General features: G+C 54.6%; 23 protein-coding genes. 3 read left to right on the top strand and 20 right to left on the bottom strand.

Going from position 1 to position 22,673, the window contains the following annotated elements:
* The first annotated feature begins 6 nt into the window (after positions 1–6).
* On the top strand, positions 7–1,170 hold the full coding sequence (gene fadA / locus M1D91_RS01160) for an acetyl-CoA C-acyltransferase FadA (RefSeq protein WP_437432949.1): 1,164 nt from the start codon (positions 7–9) through the stop codon (positions 1,168–1,170).
* A gap of 184 nt (positions 1,171–1,354) precedes the next feature.
* Here fadA and fre read toward each other — a convergent pair whose 3' ends face one another.
* Both fre and ubiD read right to left on the bottom strand, forming a co-directional pair.
* Entirely contained in the window at positions 1,355–2,056 is a 702-nt protein-coding gene (gene fre, locus M1D91_RS01155) for an NAD(P)H-flavin reductase (RefSeq protein ID WP_437432950.1), read from the bottom strand.
* 60 nt (positions 2,057–2,116) lie between these two features.
* Positions 2,117–3,610 (bottom strand): 4-hydroxy-3-polyprenylbenzoate decarboxylase, encoded by a 1,494-nt coding sequence (gene ubiD, locus M1D91_RS01150; RefSeq protein ID WP_437433033.1) that lies wholly within the window; start codon positions 3,608–3,610, stop codon positions 2,117–2,119.
* 170 nt (positions 3,611–3,780) lie between these two features.
* Here ubiD and rfaH point away from each other — a divergent pair, with 170 nt between their 5' ends.
* On the top strand, positions 3,781–4,269 hold the full coding sequence (rfaH, locus tag M1D91_RS01145; RefSeq protein ID WP_437432951.1) for a transcription/translation regulatory transformer protein RfaH: 489 nt from the start codon (positions 3,781–3,783) through the stop codon (positions 4,267–4,269).
* On the opposite strand, the gene tatD is transcribed toward rfaH, so the two are convergent.
* The 8 genes from tatD to udp all read right to left on the bottom strand — a co-directional run bounded on the left by tatD (position 4,256) and on the right by udp (position 10,706).
* Positions 4,256–5,041 (bottom strand): 3'-5' ssDNA/RNA exonuclease TatD, encoded by a 786-nt coding sequence (tatD, locus tag M1D91_RS01140; RefSeq protein WP_437432952.1) that lies wholly within the window; start codon positions 5,039–5,041, stop codon positions 4,256–4,258. The two genes, rfaH and tatD, sit on opposite strands and share 14 nt — an antisense overlap.
* A gap of 41 nt (positions 5,042–5,082) precedes the next feature.
* Positions 5,083–5,844, bottom strand: a complete 762-nt coding sequence (gene tatC / locus M1D91_RS01135; protein WP_437432953.1) for a Sec-independent protein translocase subunit TatC — start codon at positions 5,842–5,844, stop codon at positions 5,083–5,085.
* 2 nt (positions 5,845–5,846) lie between these two features.
* Positions 5,847–6,362, bottom strand: coding sequence for a Sec-independent protein translocase protein TatB (gene tatB / locus M1D91_RS01130; RefSeq protein ID WP_437432954.1), 516 nt, complete (start codon positions 6,360–6,362; stop codon positions 5,847–5,849).
* Positions 6,363–6,365: 3 nt separating this feature from the next.
* On the bottom strand, positions 6,366–6,620 hold the full coding sequence (gene tatA, locus M1D91_RS01125) for a Sec-independent protein translocase subunit TatA (RefSeq protein ID WP_437432955.1): 255 nt from the start codon (positions 6,618–6,620) through the stop codon (positions 6,366–6,368).
* A gap of 67 nt (positions 6,621–6,687) precedes the next feature.
* Complete coding sequence (ubiB, locus tag M1D91_RS01120; RefSeq protein ID WP_437432956.1) at positions 6,688–8,328, bottom strand: ubiquinone biosynthesis regulatory protein kinase UbiB; 1,641 nt, start codon at positions 8,326–8,328, stop codon at positions 6,688–6,690.
* Positions 8,325–8,930, bottom strand: a complete 606-nt coding sequence (gene ubiJ, locus M1D91_RS01115; RefSeq protein WP_437432957.1) for a ubiquinone biosynthesis protein UbiJ — start codon at positions 8,928–8,930, stop codon at positions 8,325–8,327. Before ubiJ ends, ubiB begins: the two co-directional genes overlap by 4 nt.
* 11 nt (positions 8,931–8,941) lie before the next feature.
* Positions 8,942–9,697 carry a bifunctional demethylmenaquinone methyltransferase/2-methoxy-6-polyprenyl-1,4-benzoquinol methylase UbiE gene (gene ubiE, locus M1D91_RS01110; RefSeq protein ID WP_437432958.1) on the bottom strand — a complete coding sequence of 252 codons (756 nt, stop codon included), beginning with the start codon at positions 9,695–9,697 and terminating at the stop codon, positions 8,942–8,944.
* 247 nt (positions 9,698–9,944) lie between these two features.
* Entirely contained in the window at positions 9,945–10,706 is a 762-nt protein-coding gene (gene udp / locus M1D91_RS01105) for a uridine phosphorylase (protein ID WP_437432959.1), read from the bottom strand.
* A 262-nt stretch (positions 10,707–10,968) separates the two neighbouring features.
* On the opposite strand from udp, the gene M1D91_RS01100 reads away from it, so the two are divergent.
* The gene (locus tag M1D91_RS01100) at positions 10,969–11,796 is read left to right on the top strand and encodes a dienelactone hydrolase family protein (RefSeq protein ID WP_437432960.1); all 828 of its coding nucleotides are present in this window, start codon (positions 10,969–10,971) and stop codon (positions 11,794–11,796) included.
* Here M1D91_RS01100 and M1D91_RS01095 read toward each other — a convergent pair.
* From M1D91_RS01095 to M1D91_RS01050, 10 genes are all read right to left on the bottom strand, one after another.
* Positions 11,785–13,098 (bottom strand): anaerobic sulfatase maturase, encoded by a 1,314-nt coding sequence (locus M1D91_RS01095; protein ID WP_437432961.1) that lies wholly within the window; start codon positions 13,096–13,098, stop codon positions 11,785–11,787. The genes M1D91_RS01100 and M1D91_RS01095 overlap by 12 nt on opposite strands.
* A 1-nt stretch (position 13,099) precedes the next feature.
* A complete protein-coding gene (locus tag M1D91_RS01090) occupies positions 13,100–13,447 on the bottom strand; it encodes a DUF202 domain-containing protein (RefSeq protein WP_437432962.1) in 348 nt (115 codons plus the stop codon).
* Positions 13,444–13,788, bottom strand: coding sequence for a YidH family protein (locus tag M1D91_RS01085; RefSeq protein ID WP_437432963.1), 345 nt, complete (start codon positions 13,786–13,788; stop codon positions 13,444–13,446). The genes M1D91_RS01090 and M1D91_RS01085 overlap by 4 nt, the downstream gene beginning before the upstream one ends.
* Positions 13,785–14,510 carry a GntR family transcriptional regulator gene (locus tag M1D91_RS01080; RefSeq protein ID WP_437432964.1) on the bottom strand — a complete coding sequence of 242 codons (726 nt, stop codon included), beginning with the start codon at positions 14,508–14,510 and terminating at the stop codon, positions 13,785–13,787. The genes M1D91_RS01085 and M1D91_RS01080 overlap by 4 nt, the downstream gene beginning before the upstream one ends.
* Positions 14,511–14,554: 44 nt before the next feature.
* Positions 14,555–16,303: a sulfatase gene (locus tag M1D91_RS01075; RefSeq protein ID WP_437432965.1), complete on the bottom strand. Its 1,749-nt coding sequence runs from the start codon at positions 16,301–16,303 to the stop codon at positions 14,555–14,557.
* Positions 16,304–16,324: 21 nt separating this feature from the next.
* Positions 16,325–17,740 (bottom strand): PTS transporter subunit EIIC, encoded by a 1,416-nt coding sequence (locus M1D91_RS01070; RefSeq protein WP_437432966.1) that lies wholly within the window; start codon positions 17,738–17,740, stop codon positions 16,325–16,327.
* A gap of 150 nt (positions 17,741–17,890) precedes the next feature.
* Positions 17,891–18,949, bottom strand: coding sequence for an MBL fold metallo-hydrolase (locus M1D91_RS01065; RefSeq protein WP_437432967.1), 1,059 nt, complete (start codon positions 18,947–18,949; stop codon positions 17,891–17,893).
* On the bottom strand, positions 18,946–19,974 hold the full coding sequence (locus M1D91_RS01060; protein ID WP_437432968.1) for an ABC transporter ATP-binding protein: 1,029 nt from the start codon (positions 19,972–19,974) through the stop codon (positions 18,946–18,948). Before M1D91_RS01060 ends, M1D91_RS01065 begins: the two co-directional genes overlap by 4 nt.
* Positions 19,962–21,674 (bottom strand): ABC transporter permease, encoded by a 1,713-nt coding sequence (locus M1D91_RS01055; RefSeq protein ID WP_437432969.1) that lies wholly within the window; start codon positions 21,672–21,674, stop codon positions 19,962–19,964. Before M1D91_RS01055 ends, M1D91_RS01060 begins: the two co-directional genes overlap by 13 nt.
* Before the next feature lie 3 nt (positions 21,675–21,677).
* Complete coding sequence (locus M1D91_RS01050) at positions 21,678–22,655, bottom strand: ABC transporter substrate-binding protein (protein ID WP_437432970.1); 978 nt, start codon at positions 22,653–22,655, stop codon at positions 21,678–21,680.
* Positions 22,656–22,673 lie beyond the last annotated feature (18 nt).

Below are 22,673 nucleotides of genomic sequence, written 5' to 3'. Positions count from 1 at the left end.
GTCACAATGGAACAGGTTGTCATTGTCGATGCAATTCGCACCCCGATGGGCCGTTCAAAGGGCGGCGCATTTCGCCATGTGCGGGCAGAAGATCTCTCCGCGCATCTGATGCGTAGCCTGCTGGCGCGCAATCCGGCGCTGGAGGCCACTGCACTGGACGATATCTACTGGGGCTGCGTGCAGCAAACGCTGGAGCAGGGCTTTAACATCGCCCGTAACGCCTCGCTGCTGGCGGAAATCCCACACTCCGTTCCGGCAGTGACCGTCAACCGCCTGTGTGGTTCTTCAATGCAGGCGCTGCACGATGCTGCCCGCATGATCATGACCGGCGACGCGCAGGCGTGCCTGGTCGGCGGGGTGGAACATATGGGCCACGTGCCGATGAGCCACGGTGTGGATTTCCACCCCGGACTCAGCCGTAATGTCGCCAAAGCGGCGGGCATGATGGGGCTGACAGCGGAAATGCTGGCACGTATGCATGGGATCAGCCGTGAGATGCAGGATACGTTCGCCGCCCGATCCCACGCCCGCGCCTGGGCTGCCACGCAGTCCGGTGCATTCAAAAATGAAATTATCCCCACCGGGGGACACGATGCGGATGGCGTACTTAAACAGTTCAGTTATGACGAAGTCATTCGCCCGGAAACGACCGTCGAGGCGCTCTCCGCGCTGCGTCCAGCATTTGACCCGGCCAATGGTACTGTGACCGCAGGCACCTCTTCCGCCCTTTCTGATGGCGCATCTGCCATGCTGGTAATGAGCGAAAGTCGCGCCCGTGAGTTAGGACTGAAACCTCGCGCCCGCGTGCGCTCAATGGCGGTGGTCGGCTGCGATCCGTCGATCATGGGCTATGGCCCGGTTCCGGCATCGAAACTGGCGCTGAAAAAAGCGGGGCTGTCCGTCAGCGACATCGATCTGTTCGAAATGAACGAAGCTTTCGCCGCACAGATCCTGCCGTGCATTAAAGATCTGGGGCTGATGGAGCAGATTGACGACAAGATCAACCTCAACGGCGGTGCGATCGCACTCGGCCATCCACTGGGTTGTTCCGGTACACGTATCAGCACCACCCTGCTTAATCTGATGGAACGCAAAGATGCCCAGTTTGGTCTGGCGACGATGTGCATCGGGTTGGGTCAGGGTATCGCGACGGTATTCGAGCGAGTGTAGCTCAGGAAAGGTATCTCAAAGCCAATGCCGTCAGAACAAGGCGGCAAGCGAGCGAATCCCGATGAACTTACTGAAGTAAGTGATTCGGGTGAGCGAGCGCAGCCAACGCAGTTATGGCGTCACTGGCGAAGAGAGACAGTTTAGTTGCCGTTTTCCCGCCTGTCAGGGGCGGGCTTTTTATTGCTTAAATAAACGCGAATGCGTCGCCAAAGAGGCGATCTTCACGTGCGCTGCGCTCGTTGCAGAAGAGGTCACGGGCAATTTTCGCCATCTCAAAGCGACCTGCGATATAGATATCGTGTTCTGCCAGCGTGCCAAAATCCTGCAATACCGCCGTCAACACCGTTCCGGTACGGCCACGCCAGTTCTCTTCCGGCTGTTCGACAACAGGCTCAACGCGCAGGTTGGGATGATTGACGGACAGGGCTTCAAGTTCAGCCAGATCGTAGAGGTGCTTCTCTTCACGTCCGCCCCAGTAAATAGTGATATCACGGTTCGGGTTTTGCGAAAGAGCAGTCAGCAGAATTGAACGGGCATACGAGAAACCGGTTCCTCCGGCAATCAGCACCAGTGGGCGAGACGTGTCATCGCGTAACCAGGCTTCACCGTGAGGAATGTCGATGACAATTTCACGATCCTTCAGGATGCGATCCATCACCGCCATGGCATACAGATTGATCTCCGACGCACCAATGTGCAGCTCGATAAACTCATGCTGATCGGGGGTGGACGCCATCGAGAAGGGGCGTTTATCTCGCTCATCCATCACTACCATTAAGTACTGGCCAGCGCGAAAAGAAAAAGCCGCTTCCGGCACTAAACGTACGCGATATACGGTATCGGTGATGGCATCTACCGAGGTCACTTTACAGCTTAAGGTTGTCATGCGCTCCCTCTGTCGGGTTCATACTTGTTGTCGTTGTGTCAGGCGAAAAACGGCGGCGCGTTACGCACCTTTGCCGTCGCTAAAAATGGCCAGCTCATCCCAGATGGCGTCGATACGCGCCGTTACTTCAGGATCCTTTTTGATAGGGCGACCCCATTCACGCTGGGTTTCGCCGGGCCATTTGTTGGTGGCATCCAGTCCCATTTTTGAGCCAAGGCCGGAAACCGGCGAAGCAAAATCCAGGTAATCAATCGGCGTATTTTCAACCAGCACCGTATCCCTTGCCGGGTCCATACGCGTGGTAATAGCCCAGATCACATCATTCCAGTCGCGGGCGTTGATGTCGTCATCGCATACGATCACAAATTTGGTGTACATAAACTGGCGTAAGAATGACCAGACACCCATCATGACGCGTTTTGCATGGCCTGCGTACTGTTTCTTCATGGTTACCACCGCAAGGCGATAGGAACAACCTTCTGGTGGTAGGTAAAAATCAACAATTTCCGGGAACTGCTTTTGCAGGATCGGCACGAAGACTTCATTTAGCGCAACACCGAGTACAGCCGGCTCATCCGGCGGGCGACCGGTGTAAGTTGAGTGATAGATAGCGTCTTTACGTTGCGTAATATGCGTAACGGTGAAAACCGGGAAATTGTCGATCTCATTGTAGTAGCCCGTATGATCGCCATAGGGTCCTTCCGGCGCCATTTCCCCCGGCTCAATATAGCCTTCGAGTATGATTTCCGCACTGGCGGGGACTTCCAGATCATTCGAAATGCATTTCACGACTTCGGTCCTGGTTCCACGCAGAAGTCCGGCAAACGCATACTCAGATAGCGTGTCAGGTACTGGCGTTACGGCGCCCAGAATCGTCGCCGGATCGGCCCCCAGCGCGACAGCAACCGGGAAACGTTCGCCAGGATGGGCCTCACGCCACTCATGGAAATCCAGCGCGCCACCCCGATGGGATAACCACCGCATAATGAGCTTATTTTTGCCAATCAGCTGCTGGCGATAAATGCCCAGGTTCTGACGCTCTTTATGCGGCCCCCGCGTAACGGTCAGTCCCCAGGTAATCAACGGCGCAGCATCGTCAGGCCAGCACTGCATGATAGGGATGGTTGTCAGGTCGACATCCTCACCCTGCACCACTATTTGCTGGCAAGGTGCACCGCGCAGCCGCTTGGTCGGCATGTTCAGCACTTGTTTAAACTGAGGGAGCTTATCAAAGAGATCGCGAAAGCCTTTTGGCGGCTCCGGCTCTTTCAGAAAGGCGAGTAATTTTCCCACATCCCGTAGCGCACTGACCTCTTCCTGCCCCATACCCAGAGCCACACGGCGCGGAGTCCCGAACAGGTTACATAGCACCGGCATGTTGTACCCTTTCGGGTTTTCAAACAGCAACGCCGGACCACCCGCCCGTAGCGTACGGTCAGCTATTTCCGTTATCTCCAGGTGAGGATCAACCGGCAACGTAATACGTTTAAGTTCGCCCTGCTGTTCAAGCAGCGTCATAAAATCGCGTAGGTCGTGGTATTTCATGGGGTTTATGCTGGCCTCTTGATAAGCGCTTTATTATACGGTGTTCATCTTCACGTTGCTGTAATTTTGTTAAATTGAGGTGAAATTCAACGGTCAGCGAGCGCGAGGCGTATAATCAACTTAGCCTTCCTGGCACGTATTTGGTATCCTTGCGCTCCGAACTTCCGGAAAAGAACATTATGCAATCCTGGTATCTACTTTACTGCAAACGAGGCCAGCTCCAGCGCGCCCAGGAACACCTCCAACGCCAGGCGGTTAACTGCCTGACGCCAATGATCGCACTGGAAAAAATCGTTCGCGGTAAACGTACAACGGTGAGCGAACCGCTATTTCCTAATTACCTTTTCGTGGAGTTCGATCCGGAAATCATCCACACCACCACAATTAATGCCACGCGCGGCGTCAGCCATTTTGTTCGCTTTGGCGCTCACCCCGCCCTCGTCCCTTCAACGGTCATTCATCAGTTGTCGATTTATAAACCTGAGAATGTAACCGATCCTGAAACACCTTATCCGGGCGATCAGGTGATCATTACCGAAGGCGCGCTCGAAGGTTTACAGGCTATTTTTAAAGAGCCGGATGGCGAAGCGCGCTCCATGCTGCTGCTCAACCTGCTGAATAAACAGGTCATGCAGAGCATTAAAAACACCGACTTTAAGAAAGCCTAATACCAAACAGCGTCTGCACATTTTTGTCCAGAATCCTGTCAAGCGACGCCACGTTTTCGCCACGCAATCCCGCAACGCAGTGAAGAATATGCCCCAGGTGCGCAGGTTCGTTACGTCGTGATTTGGGCTTCGGCGTTAAGTCTCTCGGCAGCAAATACGGCGCGTCAGTTTCAATAAACAGGCGCTCAGCGGGAATGTGCCGCAGGACATCACGCAGATCCAGGCCACGACGCTCATCGCAAATCCAGCCGGTTATTCCCAGGTACATCCCGCGTGCCAGACAATCCTGCGCCTCACTCAGCGTGCCGGTAAAACAGTGCAGCACAGCGCCGGGCAGTTTCTCAAGCCAGGGGTCCAGCAGGGTAAGAAAGCGGGCATGCGCATCGCGACAGTGCAGGAACACCGGCATAGCAAGCTCGGCGGCCAGTGCCAGTTGTGCGACAAACGCCCTCTCCTGCTCCGCGGGGGTTGAGAAATTACGGTTAAAATCGAGCCCGCATTCACCAATGGCCACCACTTCAGGCAACGTGGCGAGGGCACGAATTCGGTCTGCCGTCTCTGACGTCCAGGTGCTGCTGTCATGGGGATGCACGCCAGCGGTAGACCAGCAGTGCGGGTAGTGACGCGCAAACTGTTGTGCCTGCTCGCTTTCATGAAGATTCGTCCCTGTCAGTAGCATACCGCTCAGCCCTGCGGTCTGCGCACGGGTCACCACTTCATCACGATCGTGGGAAAACTGGGAACTGGTGAGATTAACGCCGATATCAAACATGCCCTGCTCCATACAACAACCGCCCTGACGGGCGGCTGGAATTACTCTTCGGTGGTCTGCTCTTCGTCTTCATCGCCGCGACGCCCTTTACCGGTATAGAAGCGGGCAAAGAAGACACCGACTTCAAACAGACAGTACATCGGGATAGCCAGCAACGTCTGCGAGAATACATCCGGCGGCGTAAGCAGCATACCCACCACAAAGGCTCCCACCAGCACATAAGGTCGTTTCTGGCGTAACGATTCTGGGGTGGTAACGCCCATCCAGCACAACAACACGATGGCCACTGGCACCTCGAAGGAGACGCCAAAGGCCATGAACAGTGCCATGACGAAGCTGAGATAACTGGCGATATCCGTCGATACCAGTACCCCTTCCGGCGCGGTGTTGGCTAAAAAACCAAACGCCAGCGGGAAAACCACGAAATAGGCGAAGGCCATACCGATATAGAATAACAGCGAACTCGAAACCAGCAGTGGCACCACCAGTCTGCGCTCATGGCGATAAAGGGCAGGCGCAATAAATGCCCATACCTGATACAAAATGACCGGCGCGGAAAGGATAAGCGACACCATAAAGGTCAGTTTGATCGGTGTGAAAAAGGGTGATGCCACATCGGTCGCGATCATTGTCGCGCCTTGCGGCAACTGCTTAATCAGCGGTGCGGAAACCAGATGGTAGATGTCGTTCGCGAAGTAAACCAGCGCCAGGAAAATCACAAACACCGCAATGATGCAATTTAGCAGGCGCTTACGCAGCTCAATCAGATGTGCGATGAGCGGTTGGGTATCATCAACAGCCATGTTCAGGACTTATCACTTAAAGGAGGGGGTGTTTCGGAAACCGGTCTGGCTTCCGCTGTCGGAGTTTCTGTCTTTTTCACGTCAGAGGCGTCAGGCGCTTGTTGCGGCGCACTGGCCTGGTTTTCCGCCGTGGAAGGCGTTACGCCTTCATGTTGCTCTTCATTGCCCTTCACGACCGGATTATGGATGGTATGGGCCTCATCACTCGCTTTTTCCGGATCGTTGGCAATATAAGAACGTTTCATTGACTCTGCGGCCTGGCGCAACTCATCCATTGAGGCTTTGAGTTCCGGCGTCAGGTTCTCAAGGCTGGCCTTTTCGACCTTCTTCAGGCTGTCCTGAAATTCCTGCATTTTAAGCTCCTGCGCCAGCTCGTTTTGTACCGTAGTCGCAAGAGAACGCAGGGCCCGGACCCAGCCTGCTACCGTGCGCACCGCAACAGGTAAACGTTGCGGGCCCAGCACTACAAGGCCGATCACGAAGACTAATAAAAGCTCGCCGAAACCAATATCAAACACGGATTACACCTGCTCTTTGTCGTGACGCTTTTCGTCTTTTTTTACTTCATCTTGCTTATCAGCAAGGGAGTTCGCCGTAAAATCCGCATCCTGCGCAGATTTTTCTTTATCCTGCTTGTCATCATCGCTCATGGCTTTCTTAAAGCCTTTAATCGAGGCCCCCAGATCGGACCCGATAGAGCCTAGCTTTTTTGTTCCAAACAGCAGCACAACAATAACGGCTATGATGACTAAATTCCAAACACTGATACCACCCATAACGTTCCTCAGTAAGCGATGATGATAAAGCGAGGCCTCAAACGGGCCTCCGGGATCGATACGTCACTCAGCGCGTTTTACGCCAGCCAATTAACCAGGCTATCACCCCGGCGGCCATTAACCAGCAGGGCTCAAACCCCCATTCCGGCCGGGTAATCAGTAATAATGTGCCACTGAGCAGCAACGTCGCGCCAACACCAAATAAATAGCGGGATTGCCCCTGACGCACACGATTTGTCTGCAATTCAGACGCGATTCTATCAACACTTATCTGTAGTTGCTTGCCGTGGCGCAAACTGTTGTAAATCAGTTCAGGAAGTTCTGGCATTTTTTCTATCCAGAACGGTCCTTTTTCTTTCACCGCCCTGACCAGAGCCGGAAGCCCTACCTGATCCTTGATCCAGGTTTCGAGGAAGGGTTTCGCGGTTTTCCACAAATCGAGCTGCGGATAAAGCTGACGCCCTACCCCTTCAACATACAGCAGGGTTTTCTGTAACAGCACCAGTTGCGGCTGCACTTCCATATTAAAGCGACGTGCGGTATTAAAAAGATTCAACAACACATGGCCGAAGGAGATTTCCGCCAGCGGTTTTTCAAAAATTGGCTCACAGACGGTACGAATCGCAAATTCAAACTCTTCGACATTGGTGTCCGGCGGCACCCAGCCTGAATCGACATGTAACTCAGCCACTTTGCGATAATCGCGGTTGAAGAAGGCGATGAAGTTCTCCGCCAGATAGCGCTTATCTTCTTTGTTCAGCGACCCGACGATACCGCAATCAATACCGATGTATTGCGGATCTTCAGGATGTTCGAAGCTGACGAAGATATTGCCAGGGTGCATATCCGCATGGAAGAAACTGTCCCGGAACACCTGAGTGAAAAAGACCTGCACCCCGCGCTCGGCCAGCAGTTTCATGTTGGTGCCGTTTTTCTCAAGCGTCGCCACGTCTGAAACCGGGATGCCATAAATACGCTCCATCACCATCATATTCTGGCTGCAATAGTCGGAATAGACTTCAGGAACGTAGAGCATCTGGCTGTCTTCAAAGTTGCGCCGCAACTGAATGGCGTTCGCCGATTCACGCAGTAAATCCAGCTCGTCGATCAGTGTCTTTTCGTACTCGCGAACCACTTCCTGCGGGCGCAGGCGACGTCCGTCAGGCAGCAGACGCGGCACCCAACCCGCCAGCCGATAGATAAGCTTTAAGTCGGCTCTGATGATGGGCAGAATGTCCGGACGGATGACCTTGATAACGACCTCTTTACCGTTCTCTTTCAGTCGCGCAGTGTGAACCTGGGCGATAGAAGCCGACGCTAAGGGCTCTATCTGGAAATCATCAAACCAGACTTCAACCGGCTGATCGCCCATGGCTTTTTCAATCTGTTTTTTCGCAAGATGCCCGTCAAAAGGCGCGACTTTGTCCTGTAACATCGCCAGCTGATCGGCAATCAGCGGCGGAAAGAGGTCACGTCGTGTGGAGAGCATCTGGCCAAACTTAATCCAGACCGGCCCCAGTTCCTGCAAGGCGAGACGCAGGCGTTCGCCCAGTTGCTTGTCTTTGTGTCGGTTGGGCATCCAGAATAACGTTCTCCGCCACAGGCGCAGCGGAATGGTGATACGCATTCTGGGGATGAGTTCATCAAGGCCGTAACTCAAAAAAGTCTGGATGATGAAATAGAGGCGCCGAATTTCTCCTGGCGTCATTTGCCCTCCAGTTTATCCATTCGTTTGATTAGGTTGTCTGCCGCACGTTCTGCGGCGGCGGTTTCTTCGACAAACCAGGCCACTTCGAGCGCCCCTGGCGCCAGACGCCACTCCTCGGTCAGCACTTCCGCCACATAATGCTGTTGGCGTTTAAAACCATGCTGAATCATGTTCGAGCCTGCGCGCAGCGTTTTTCCGATGCCTTCTGCCGCCACATCACCCATGTAAGGTGCCAGCAACTCGGCCACGTCAAACTCTGCTAAATCCATCAGCGCGACCAGGTTCTGAACCACCTGAATGTCACCCCGTACCTCAAGGTCCTGGGAGCGTATCAGCGCGGTCAGTTGCTGCCGGTCACGCAGTGTCGGCAAGACCCGCAGGTGGGTTATCACCGTGCAATCTGCCTCACCTTCCCATGCACCTAACACGTCAACCTGCCGCTCGCTAAAAGCCAGCACCAGCGGGGAGGAGAACTCTTTAAGCTCAACGCGCAACACTTTACCGTGTAACCGCTGCCGGGCCGGTTTCAGGGCCTTTTCACGATAAATTACGGTATTGAACACCCGTTCAATACCGGCATTCACCAGGGATTTAAAGGGCATATAAACTCCTGTCAGAACTTATAGCCACGATGCAACGCAACCACACCTGCCGTCAGGTTGTAATAATCCACGTTTTCAAACCCGGCACCCTGCATCATTGCTTTAAGGGTTTCCTGATCCGGATGCATACGAATAGACTCAGCCAGATAGCGATAGCTGTCAGCATCGCTGGCAACCAGTTGACCAATACGCGGCAGCACATGGAACGAGTAGGCGTCGTACACTTTACTCAGCGGTTCGATGACAGGTTTGGAGAACTCCAGCACTAATAACCGACCACCCGGCTTCAGTACGCGGTACATCGACTTCAGCGCTTTCTCTTTTTCGGTGACGTTACGCAGGCCGAACGAGATGGTGATGCAATCAAAGGTGTTATCCGGGAAAGGCAGCGCTTCCGCATTTGCCTGTACATACTCCACGTTGCCGATGATGCCAATGTTGCGCAGCTTTTCACGCCCCATCTTGAGCATAGAGTCGTTGATGTCCGCCAGCACGACCTGACCGGTTTCACCCACCAGACGGGAGAATTTCGCCGTTAAATCACCGGTGCCTCCCGCCAGATCGAGTACCTTTTGCCCGCGACGTACGCCGCTGCAATCGATGGTGAAGCGCTTCCATAAGCGATGAATGCCCATGGACATCAAATCATTCATCACATCATATTTTGAGGCGACCGAGTGGAACACGTGCGCCACCATATCAGCCTTCTGATCTTTGGCGACGGTCTGAAAACCAAAATGCGTCGTCTCGTTTGAATCTTCCGCCATCTTAGTGCCTGCTATTAAAGAAAATGTTCGTGAAGTGTAACAGATTGGGCGAGATTGCCCTACGTTTCAACCTTAGCGTGATGTGCCGGTATACGGAGGAAATGAGAGCAATAAAGAATTAATGCGTTGTCTTTATTATGAACGGCGAAGGTAATATCTTCACGGCGGGTACGTAAGTTCCAGATTTATCCCGACCGCATAAAACAAAAAGGCCGGTCAAGCCGGCCTTTTACACTCAGAAACAGAATCAGACGAGACGGCGTGCCGCTTCGACGACAATTTTTACCGCATGACTTTCGGTCTGCTTCATGGTCTCCGCGTTCGGAATTTCCTGCTGGGTACGGTTAACGATAACGCCAGCGACCATACCTGCACGCAACCCCTGACTTGAACACATGGTCAGCAGCGTGGCGGATTCCATTTCGTAGTTCATCACGCCCATTGACTGCCACTCTTCCATGGAGCCTTTGTAGCGGTTAACCACGCGGCCAGAGAAGGTGTCATAACGTTCCTGGCCCGGATAGAAGGTATCAGATGACGCGGTAACACCAATATGCGTAGTGGCGCCAATCTCCTTCGCCGCAGCGACCAGCGCGGTGGTGCAATCGAAATCAGCTACTGCCGGATATTCCATCGGCGCGAAGTGCAGGCTGGCACCGTCAAGACGCACCGATGCAGTGGTCACCAGAACGTCACCCACGTTGATATGCGGCTGAATGGCACCAGTAGTGCCCACACGCAGGAAGGTGCGGATACCGAGCTGAGCCAACTCTTCAACAGCGATAGAGGTAGACGGGCCGCCGATACCGGTTGAGCAGACGATAACGGCTTTACCATCAAGTTCAGCACGCCAGGAGGTGAATTCACGGTGAGATGCCAGCTTAACCGGCTTATCCATCAGCGCGGCGATCTTTTCCACACGCTCCGGATCGCCAGGGACGATAGCCAGGGTAGCCCCTTGTAAATCATTTTTAGTGAGGCCGAGATGAAAAACATCAGACTTGGACATAAAGACTCCTCTGTGGTCAGGTTTAGTCAGGAGAAGCAAAAAGGTACTTTACAGAAGAGAAGCGCACAATTTCGTGACTGAGATCGCCATGAAGAAAATTGTTTGCATAACATTTCCATAAAATAGTGACTTGCATCACATTAATATACTCATCCATACCACTCTGTTCCAAAGATAGCCTTTTTCTCACAGGAAGGTTTGCACATGAGCGGACTATAGTTACTTAAGCGCTATTAGCTTAATAAAAGGTATGGAGAAAGCCATGACAACCAACACCCTGCCGGGCTACGCCCCCGCGGCTTCACCTCATGCGTCCACAACATTGCACACCTCGCAAGACGCTATCCTCGCTGGCGAAACCACCATTCCAAGCCAGGGCGACAGCATGCCTGCATACCATGCAAGGCCTGAAAATGCCTCAGGCCCCCTGCCGGTGGTGCTGGTGATTCAGGAAATATTTGGCGTGCATGAACATATTCGCGACCTTTGTCGACGTCTTGCTCAGGAAGGTTATCTGGCCATTGCCCCGGAGCTCTATTTCCGTCAGGGCGACCCGAACGATTTTGCCGATATCCCCACACTTTTTGAAGGTCTGGTGACGAAAGTACCAGATGCCCAGGTACTGGCCGACCTCGATCACGTCGCGAACTGGGCGGCACGCAACGGCGGCGATGCTCATCGTCTGCTGGCGACCGGGTTTTGCTGGGGCGGGCGGATTGCCTGGCTTTACGCGGCGCATAATCCGCAGCTTAAAGCGGCGGTTGCCTGGTACGGTAAACTGGTGGGTCAGAAATCCCTGAACTCGCCAAAACATCCGGTGGATATCGCCGTCGACCTTAGCGCACCGGTGCTGGGGCTTTATGGCGCTCAGGATGACTCCATTCCGCAGGAGACCATTGAAACCATGCGTCAGGCACTGCGCGCCGCTAATGCCCGAGCGGAGATTATCGTTTACCCGGATGCCGGACATGCCTTTAATGCTGACTATCGCCCCAGCTATCATGAAGCGTCTGCCAGAGATGGCTGGCAGCGTATGCTGGACTGGTTTGCGAAATCAGGCGGCGTCTCCCGCGACAACTCAGCGGCGTAACCCGCAGCACTTCTTGTATTTTTTACCGCTGCCGCAGGGACAAAGCTCGTTGCGGCTGACGGTTCCCGGCTGAAGAGGCGGCATGGCGACGCGATCATCCTGCGCCACCCACTGCATGATGGTGGCAGACGGATGGCCATCCGCCAGCATTTCCCGCCAGACGTTCATCACCCGCGTGATGTGTTTAAAGAAGTGCTTATAGCCTGCACAAAGATAGTTGTGCCCCGGATGCCCACCCGCTGAGACGGCAAAGCGGTGCTTCGGACAGCCACCGTGGCAAACAAACTGAAAATCGCAGCGGCGACAGTCGGCGGTTAGCCCCTCTCGTTTCTCAGCGCCAAACGCTCGCGCTTGTTCGCTGTTATTCATCACTTCAATACTTTGCTGATGAATATTACCTAGCAAGTGTTCCGGATAGACGAAGTGGTCGCAATTATAGAGATCGCCATTAGATTCCAGCGCAAAGGCGTGACCACAGGTTTCAGCGTGCACACAGAGCACGGGTGGCTGACCGTTCCACGCGGCAAAGGCGACGTCAAACATTTGCACCGACACTCGCCCTACGTCACGGCGGATCCAGACGTCAAAAATTTGATTGAGAAACTCACCAAACTGCCACGAGGGAACGGACCAGGGCGTCAGGGTCGCGGCACTTTCACCCGGCATCACCAGATTCAATACCGACGTTTGCGCCGTGCTCATTCGCTCCACCAGAGGGATAAACTGCATATGCCGGGAGCCCGCCGCCAGCAGAAAGTCATAGACCTCCCGCGCATGCCCGACGTTGTGCTTACCCACTACCGTGAGCGTATTGAATTGAACATGGTGGGCTTTGAGCAGCGCCATCGCCGCCATTACCTGTTCGTGGGTACCTTTACCCGCGCGATTCACCCGGTACTGGTTATGCAGATGCGCCGGACCGTCAATCGACAGGCCAATCAGAAAATGATGTTCAGCAAAGAACTGCGCCCATTCATCATTGAGCAGAATGCCGTTGGTTTGCAGAGCATGTTCGATTTTCTTGCCGTTGGCATAGTGGGCACAAAGCGCCACCACGCGGCGAAAAAAATCCAGCCCCATCAGGGTAGGTTCTCCGCCCTGCCAGGCAAAAATCACATGGCTGCCCTTTTGCGCAGCGATTTGCTGTTGGATGTATTTTTCGAGGGTTTCATCCGACATACGCCAGTTTTTATTACGCTCAGGATAAAGCGCCTCTTTTTCGAGATAAAAACAGTAGGTGCAATCAATATTACACACCGACCCGGTCGGCTTCGCCATTACCTGGCACCCTGCTACTGCCATATCAAACCCATCCTTTATGCAGCAAATTAACTAGCGCGTGCAGCGCCAGCGACACTGAACCCAGAAACAAAACAAGGCTTATCAGCCGTTTATCCATCAATGATGATGCCGTCGTCAGGTTGCCCCCAACCAATAGCCCTCGCTGGCGACGCAAGGAGAGGATCGTGAGGACTATCGCCAGCGCTGCGGCAATACCACTCAGGAGGATAAACATTCTGTCGTCACGCCATAAGGCGACCCTAACCATTGCCAGTGTAAAAACCAGAGCCGAAAAGACCGTGCGCTGCCAGGCAAGCGAGGTTCGCTCTGGTTGGAGACCGGCATCCCGGTTTGAAGTTTGTCGGCTCATAACATCAGCAAGAGGGTTAGCGTGACGACGATGACAATAGACAGGCCATAGCTAAGCCATAGCAGCATTCGCGGATAGTCTAATGCTGCATCGTTGCGCATTGCACGTTCGTTCAGTGCCCAACGCCGCCACGCATACCAGGCCAGCAATGCGGCTATACCGCCCAATAGCGCGACCAGCAGATCATGGAACCCAGGGGAAACAAAGTTCGGGGCAAGCTGATCGATACCTATCGCCGCTGCCATAAAAGCAAGCGCGGTACGGATCCAGGCCAGAAAGGTGCGTTCATTCGCCAGTGTAAAACGGTAGTCAGGTGACTTTCCCTGAGTTTGCCAGCTCATCGGTTATTCTCAACGACATACTGATAGCATCTGGCGAGATGCCGGGCGATACCGAATTCTACCAGCTCGCCTCGATCGTTATAGCCCCGACGGGTTTTCACCAGTAGCGGCTCACTCGCGCTGATTTTGAGGATTTCGCAATCGTCCTCCGTCGGCAACTCTGAGGTGATAATGTCTTGATAGCTTTCAATATTTTCGTTCCGCTTTTCCATAAGGCTGTAAAGCCCCCCCTTAAAAGCAGCAAGCGTAAGCTCTCCAAGGCGGGGGGTCAGCCAGATATAGTTCACCTGGGCAGGTTGTTCATTTTGGCGAAAGATAGTACGGGTAAGGCGCAAAATCGCTGTTTTTCCATCCACCCCAAATGCCAAAGCCACCTCCTGTGGGGGGATTAACTTCTCCAGCTTAAGGTTGTTACGGGAAATAGGTTGCTGCTGCTGCCCGTCCACCAGCCGAATTCGGGTTTTAACATCCTGTTTTTCCGAGGTACTGATTACCATCGTACCTATCCCTGCCTGGCGCTTAACCAGCCCCTTTGCCGCCAGCTCCGCCAGTGCGCGACGGGCGGTAATGCGACTGACGCCGAATAACTCTTCAAATTCCGCTTCGGTGGGCAGAACATCATGCTTTTTATACGTCCCGGCTTTTAACCGTGAGAGCAGGATGTCATATAACTGGGCATAAAGCGGTTTCGCGCCGCGCGAATAATCCAACTCTTCTTTCATTAATTACAGCTCCTTACCTCCCCGGCTGCCGCCGGGGATACCGCTCAATCAAGACGCATTTCTAATGCCATCTTATAGTACACACTTTGATGCTGCTCCCCCGGAACACGGTTCTGCACGAAGGCCCACAAATTTTCCTCTTGCCAGTCAGAACGACAGGCGTTTTTAAGCTCATCCGCCAGCGTCTGCTGTCCACTTCCTTCCAGATGCTGTAATAGCGCGTAAAGGCCGTAGCGTACCCTGGGGATAAAGGCGGCCAGTTCCGGCAGCAGATGCGGGTCATAGCCCAACAGCGGACTGTCTGGTTCATTCAACCGATAGCGGGCGTACAGCTCCTGAGGAGCATCGGTCTGCTGCATCATCTCCACCATTTTGTCACGCAGGCGCAGTGCCGCCTGTTCATTCTGACTTTGCTGTCGCTGGGCCGGGTCAGCCTTAAGATCGTACAGACGATGACCGAAACGATCTGCATTCCGTGTCATCACCGATTCCGCTGGGATCTTCATGACCGGGCAGCCCTTGGTAAAGTCGAACGGCGGATGCAACGTTGTCTCACGCAGTTCGGCCGGAGTGAAACGCCTGTTAATGCGGGTGGGCATCAGGGTGTATTCGTACAGTCCCTCAATACCCGGCTCCGTCGGTGAACGCATGTAAACATAGCGGCCATCGGTGATATTGACGTGGCAGCCGTGGTAGCCGAACAACGCATAATCGCGCACCTGGGTGTCATCACGCAGCGCCGGGAGGAGCGAAACACCCTGCATATCCGCCGGTTTCGCCACACCGAACACCTCTAATAATGTGGCGGGGATGTCGATAGTTTGCGCCAGCGCCTGACGGCTTTCTCCGGCACAATGCGGAAACGCCGGATGCCAGATAAAGCAGGGAATATTAGCGACTTCGTTATATAACGGCATAATATTTTTGCCCCACCACTCATGCTCACCCAGCAGGAATCCGTGATCGGTGTTAATGATAAGCATCGTATCCTTCCACAGATCGTGCCTGTCCATATAATCCAGCACGCGCCCTACATATGTATCTACCATTGTCAGCAATGCTTTGTAGTATTTCTGAATGGTACTTTTCCGCTCTTCGCTTTCTGTCACAAAGTAGTAGGGTGGCCAGCCGTCAAATTGTGACGGATCATCAATGCCGTACATTTTCAGGTATTTTTCCGGCACAAAAAACGGCTCGTGAGGGTCGAAACATTCCAGTTGTAAAAACCAGTTGTCGCTGGCGTGGTTGGTTTCAATAAACTCCAGCCCTTTGTTGATCGTGCGTGCGAGGTGATGATCCTCTTCATTTTGCATAAACTGCACATTGATCTGATGCTGCACCCGGCTGGTAATGCGTCGCTGTTTAATCTCTTCGGGTTCACCCGACTCATAACCATATGCGGGTTTATCCACCACCCCTTTCCACGCGTCCCCCTCCTGACCCCGCACAAACTCATAAGTGTTAAAACGTGAGTGGTAAGTTGCGCCACCATCCCGCCAGTAGTGTTTATGATCCGTCACCAAATGCGTATGCACCCCATGCTTTTTAAGCAATTCCGGCATTGAGTCATCAAAAGGTTCAAGCGGTGACCAGCCGCGGTGCAAAAAGTTATAGCGCCCGGTATGCAGCTCCCGCCGCGCGGGCATGCATGGCATACTGCCGACGTAGACGTTATCAAAACGCGCTGTTTTCTCTTTCAACCGCTGAAAGTTCGGCGTGATCGCGGCGTCACTGCCGTAGGCCGACAGCAGCCGCTTATTGAGCGAATCAAACATCAACATAATCGCTTTCATTACTACCTCCTTTTCAGTCCGTCACGCCGTCTCTTTATCGTAGCCGCGCACCTTGCCGACAATGTAGGTCAGGATAAATGCAGCGGCACATCCCACCAGCCAGGACAGGATATATTGCAGATACTTACCATCGGCAATAAGCGGCAGCGCTGATAACCCGGCCGCCCCGACACCATTGGTCGACACGCCCAGCAGCACGATCATCATGCCACCAAAACCCGCGCCAATGGAGCCGGTGATAAAGGCAAAACCGGCCGGTATGTTAACGCCAAATATGGTTGGCTCGCCCACTGCCAGAATGGAAGTGGGGATAGCACCTTTGGCAATCTTTTTCATAACCGGGTCACGGGTAAGCAGCAGCACCGCCGTCGCCGCACCGACCATCCCGGAATTGGACATAATTTGAATAGCGAAGAGTGGCGCGTGGCCGGTACTGTTGATCATCTCAAGGTGAATCGGGAACAATCCATGATGCAGACCCAGTGAAATCAGGAACGGGAAAAGCGCGGAGAGCACAAACCCTGCGGCAATGCCGCCCGTCGCCAGCAGGCCGTTAAGTCCATGCAAGATACCATTCGAGACCACACCGGCAATGGGCATAATGGCGAACAGCAGCGCACCCGCCATGACTAATAGCACAATAGTCGGCGTGGCTACTACATCGATAATATCCGGCACAATGCGGCGCACCTGTCTTTCCAGCAGGCACATCAGCCAGACGCAAAAAATCACACCAATCAACCCACCCTGGCCGGGCGTTAGCCCCATTGATGTGAGCTGAGGCGCGATAGTTATCGCCCCCAGTAACCCGCCCATTACTGCATTGCCCTCGAACTCGCGTGCCGTCGTTACGCCGGTGTAGATAGCCAGGAAGCCAAACAGTGCTTTTGAGATGATGTCGAGGAACTGGCTGATGCCGAGCAAATGACGCTGCTCAAGTACCATCTGCGCTGCTGTCAACTTACCCGCTGGGGCAATATGGTTTTCCAGCGCCCAGGAGGCGGCAGTATTCACCAGTACATTGTTCAGACCCATTAAGATCCCTGCCGCAATAAGCGCAGGCAGAATCGGCACGAATATATTGGCGATATGCTTGAGAATGACTTTGGTGCGGGTCTGCTTTTTGGCTTTTGCCCGCGCCTGATTTGCTTTCAGCTCTACGGCACTCAGTGGTGAGTCGCTGGATGCTTCCCCTTTCAACATAGCATTAATTACAGCGGCGACTTTTGTCGATTTACCCGGCCCAACAATCACTTGCAATGTGTCGTCTTCCACTACCCCAAGCACGCCAGCAATACTTTTTAGTCCTTGCATATCGACCTTATCGGGGTCAGAAATGGTCATCCGCACCCGGGTCATACAGTTGGTCACATGAATAAAATTGGTTAGCCCGCCGCAGTACTTCACGATGGCGCTTCCTGTTTCGTTGTAGTTCATACAGAGGTCCCTGTGGTTATTTATTATATTGTTATAACAATATAATAATATAAATTTTGTGAGAGATCTCATAAAGCAGGTGGGTGGTGAGAAAGATCGTCATCGATTTTGCGATACGATCCAGGAAGGAGTGGTGAAAAGGTATAAATATTAGCGGGTTAGACTAAGATAATGAAAGTCAGCTATTTCACATTGCAGCGCCTGCTGCCAGCGCCCGATATCCTCAATCGGTGTAAACAGCGGGAACAGCTTACGGCAATCCAGCATGGCGACCAGCGCCTGTAAACTTTGCCGGGTCGGGTGCACATTCCAGCGGCAGAAATCCACATCACCTTTTTGCCACTGCTGCCGGGCCACGCGGTTAAGGTGTCCTGTAAACAGCGTCCGGTGATAAAAGTCGCCACGGGCGCGCAGTTCACCGGCCATTCCGCTCTGGCCATCGGGATCGGCGGCAAACAGAATCTTTACTTCAGGGGAAAACGGCGCGAGCGTCTGCAGTAGCTGCTGCAACGCCCCCACAACATCTTCTCGCACGCTGCCATCGTTGCAGTCGACCATCTGCCGGAGTAGCGCAAGGCAGGGCGCATCCAGCGCCATATCGGTATCTCCTTCTCTTGCCAGCAGGAGTGCCAGCTCTACCGCGCGCCCGGAAGGCGGGACCGGACAGAGTGTAGGACGCGTAAAGCAGCCCTGTAATTTAGCCCACTGCTCATGCTGCGCCACGTCGTACAGACCGTAAGAGGCATCCAGCAGCGCGACCTGCGCAGGGGGTGGGGTATCAAAGTGAAAAATGGTCGACTCCATACTGAAATCGCCACTGTAAAAAATACCGCCCGCCACGTTGAGGTGGAACCACACTCCTCCGAGGGCATGCCCACTGCTACCTGTCGTGACGGTTATCTCGCCAAGCTGAAACTGACCGCGCACCGGGATAATCTGAATATCATGGCCTGAGGGCAAGGCCTGCGCGGTGAGTGCCGTGCAGTACACCGGGATTGTCGATGGCAGACGATCCAGGCCTGCAATATGATCCACATGATCGTGACTGAGCAATACGGCATCGAGGTTGTCCGGCACCGGCCATGGATCATCGTCAGGATCCAGCGCCCCACCCGCATCCAGTAAAATTCGCTGCCGGGGCGTGGAGATGAGGATCGCTGCCGGGGCTTTAGCGTTCAGGCCACTGATAACGTCAATAACTATCGTCATGCCGCCTCCAGCCGCCAGCCCTGCAACAGGCGCACCCCCGTATGCTGCTGTTCACGCAAAGGGGAGTGGTGGAAGGCGCTGAGCATTTGTCCGTCCTGCAGACGCAGCGCCAGCAAATAGCGTTCCCCCTGGTAAATGCAGCTTTCAACCATCGCGACAAGGCCATTGCCGGTGATCTGAACGTGCTCCGGTCGAATGAGTACCTGCTGGCGCGGTCCGTCACTGCCTGACGCCATGCCATTGTGCAACTGGATGCTGTCCAGATCCTGTACATCGGCAGGGGCCGTCAGTGAGACAATACTGCCTTTGCCGATAAAGCCCGCGACCCAGGCATTATCCGGGTGCTGATAGAGCGTCTGCGGCGCACCCCACTGCATCAGCTCTCCTTTGTGCATCACGGCAATATGGCTCGCCAGCGCCATCGCTTCGGCCTGATCGTGGGTCACATAAACAAACGTGGCGCCGGTGCGACGATGAAAATCACGGAACGTCTGTTCCATAGTGGCGCGTAAATGTCTGTCGAGGTTCGCCAGCGGCTCGTCCAGCAGAACCACCTGCGGCTCCGACACCAGACAGCGGGCCAGCGCCACGCGCTGACGCTGCCCTCCACTCAGATCCTGCGGAGAACGGTCGGCATAGGCACCCAGTTCCACCACCTCCAGGGCTTCCATTACCTGCTTCTGACGTGCCGCACCCTGCACTTTGCGCAGCTTAAGCGGATAGCCTACGTTTTCCGCCACCGTCATATGCGGCCACAGGGCATAAGTCTGAAACACCATACCCATATCGCGCGTTTCGGGTGGCATATGGACGCGTGCATCCGCCAGCAGACGATCGCCAAGCAGCAGGCGGCCTGAAGATAAATGTTCTAATCCGGCAAGAATGCGCAGCGTCGTGGTTTTGCCACAGCCGCTTGGCCCCAACAGCGCCGTAAACGCCCCCTCGGGGATGGTCAGATCCAGGTCCCGTACCACGAGCTGATCGCCAAATGCCTTACACAACCGTTCCAGTTTCAGCTCTGCCACGGAATCACTCCTTTGGGTAAATACCTGCCAAGACGACTGAGCAGTAACATGACGCCTGCCACCAGCGCGACCACCAGCACGGAAATCGCCGAGGCCAGCACTTTGTTACCACTCTCATCCAGATTAAAAATCACCACGCCGATGGTCTCCTTGCCCGCGCTCCATAACAGCGCTGACACCGTCAGTTCATTGACCGCCGTCAGAAAGACCAACAGCGCACCGGCAAAGGCCGCAGGTGCCAGCAGCGGCAGAACAATATGACGTAACCGCTGGGAGAACCCGGCGCCCGCCAGACTTGCCGCCTCTTCCATTGCCGGATCAAGTTGCAACATGCTGTTGTGCACCGGCTTCAGGCACACCGTCAGGAAACGGGCGAGATAGGCAAGAAAAATAAGGGTCAGCGTCCCGCTGAGACTGATACCCACCCACGGCAGCGGGCGGGCAAACAGCAGGATAAATGCAATCGCCAGTACCACGCCGGGAAGGGTGTAGGGGATATCAATGACGCTGTACAGCCAGCGCAGCGGGCGGCTGGGGTAACGCACCAGTAGCCACGCCAGTGGCAGACAGAGGAGCATCAGCACCAGCGAAGCGCTCACTGAAAGCGTTACGCTGTTGATCAGGGCCCGCCATGTGGCGCTCTGATCGTCAAAGATGGCGCGCCAGGCCGAGAACGTCAGGGTCTCCATGTTCAGCGGCACACCGAGTGTCGGCACCAGCGACGTAACCAGCAACGCCAGCAACGGGGCCAGCAGAATGGCAAACAGCACCGCGCTTAACAGCAGTTCCGTTGCCAGTCGCCATTTGCCCAGTTCAAAACTCAGCGCACGCCCCGCCATGCCGATAAGGGGCAGCGCATAGCGCCGTTGCATACGCCCTTGCAGGGTAACAATACCGATGGCCAGCACCCCCATCAGCACCGACAGCGCCGCCACATCGTTGAGCATCGACGGGCCAAAGCTGGAGAGCGTCTGGTAAATCTGAATCGGCAACACAAAGTAAGAGATGGGAATGCCGAGCATCGCCGGGATGCCGAAGTTCCCCAGCGCCGAGACAAAGGCAATCGCCGCGCCCGACCAGAGCGCCGTGCGGCAAAGGGGTAAAACGATGTCGAAAAATACCCGCCACAGCGAAGCGCCATTGAGACGCGCGGCTTCAATCTGCTCTTTTGGCAGGCAGTGCAGTTGCGTGCGCAGCGCCAGAAAAACCAGCGGCGCATGTTGGATACCCAGCAAGAGCGCAATGCCTTCCGGCGAATAGAGCGGGTTGGGGCTACCAAACGCCGGAGCAAGACCAATGCTGTTGAGCAGAATACTGCCCGGCCCAAACAGCTGTAGCCAGCTTAGTGCCGTCACCTGTGGGGGGATCATCATCGGCAGCATAAACAGGAACACCCAAATCTGCTTACCGCGAATGTTGGTCAGCGCCAGGCAGAAAGCGAACAGGCTACCCAGCACCAGTGAGAGCAGGGTCCCCAGACCGCTGGTGTAAAGGCTGTTCCAGAGCGCTATCCAGGTGGTTTCACTGCTCATCACCCGCCACAGGCTGCTGTTGCTGCCCTGCTGCCAGTCGAAGAGTGCGGAGGTAAGCAGTCGCAGGCTGGGGAGCAGACTGAGCAGCGCAATCAGGCAGAGTAGCAGCCACAGCAGCCCTTTCGGAGGGCTGCGGGTAGCGGGTTGACGTAGGGTCATTGCGGTCATGACTTAGCGGTTTCCGAAGAGGTCGGCAAAACGTTTTTTGTTCGGTTCGGCATCCGCCAGCGCTTTCGCCGGGTCGTAGGCCATCAGCTTGATACTGTCGCGTGCCGGGAATCCAGCAGGAACGGGCAGAGCCGGGTCTGCGGTCAGATAGCCCTGTTTAAGCACCAGTTTTTGCCCTTCAGGAGAGAGTACAAAATCGATAAAGGCTTTTGCCCCTTCTCCGTTTTTCGCCTCTTTCATCATTGCGACGGGTTCCGTCACGATGCTGACCCCCTCTTTGGGGAAGACGAACTCGACGGGCGCACCCTTGGCTTTTTCACGGATCGCCATATAGTCCACCAGCACACCGTAGGCTTTGCTGCCGGAGGTAATCGCGCTCATTACCCCGCCGTTACCGCTTTGCGGCATTGCCCCGTTCTCTTTCAGTTTTTCGTAATACTGCCAGCCGAGCTGCGGGTCATTCATCAGGGTCGCGAGGTGGATTTGCGCCGCGCCGGAGTAGAGCGGGCTGGGCAGCGTGGTCATATTTTTCAGCTCAGGTTTGAGCAGATCCTGCCAGGAGTCCGGTTTCACCGGCGCTTTGGTGTGGTAGGCAATGCCGGTAGTGATGAGCTTGGTGCCGTAGTAGTAACCGTCTTTATCGTAGAGTTGCGCATCGTAGCGGCTGGCCTGCGGTGATTTATAGGCCGCCAGCAGATTTTTTTGCTTCAGGGATTCCATCGTCACGCTGTCAGCGATGAGCAATACGTCCGGGCTGGCTCCTCCGGCAGCGATTTCCGCCTGCAGACGGGCAATCAGCTTGGTGGTTCCGTCACGTATCCACTTCACTTCCACATCCGGGTGCGCCTGCTCAAACGCACTGACCGTCATCTGTGCATCTTCGTTAGGCTGGCTGGTATAGAGCGTGAGGGTCGATTTGGCGAAGGCCGACGCGCTCATCATGGCCAGAAAAACCACAGCCAGTGCAGGTGTTTTACTCATGTTTTCATCCCCTTGGTT

It is taken from the genome of Enterobacter sp. SA197 (assembly GCF_054131575.1).
The sequence above is the reverse complement of the archived record's forward strand: the minus strand, read 5'-3'. Positions and strand labels throughout refer to the sequence as shown.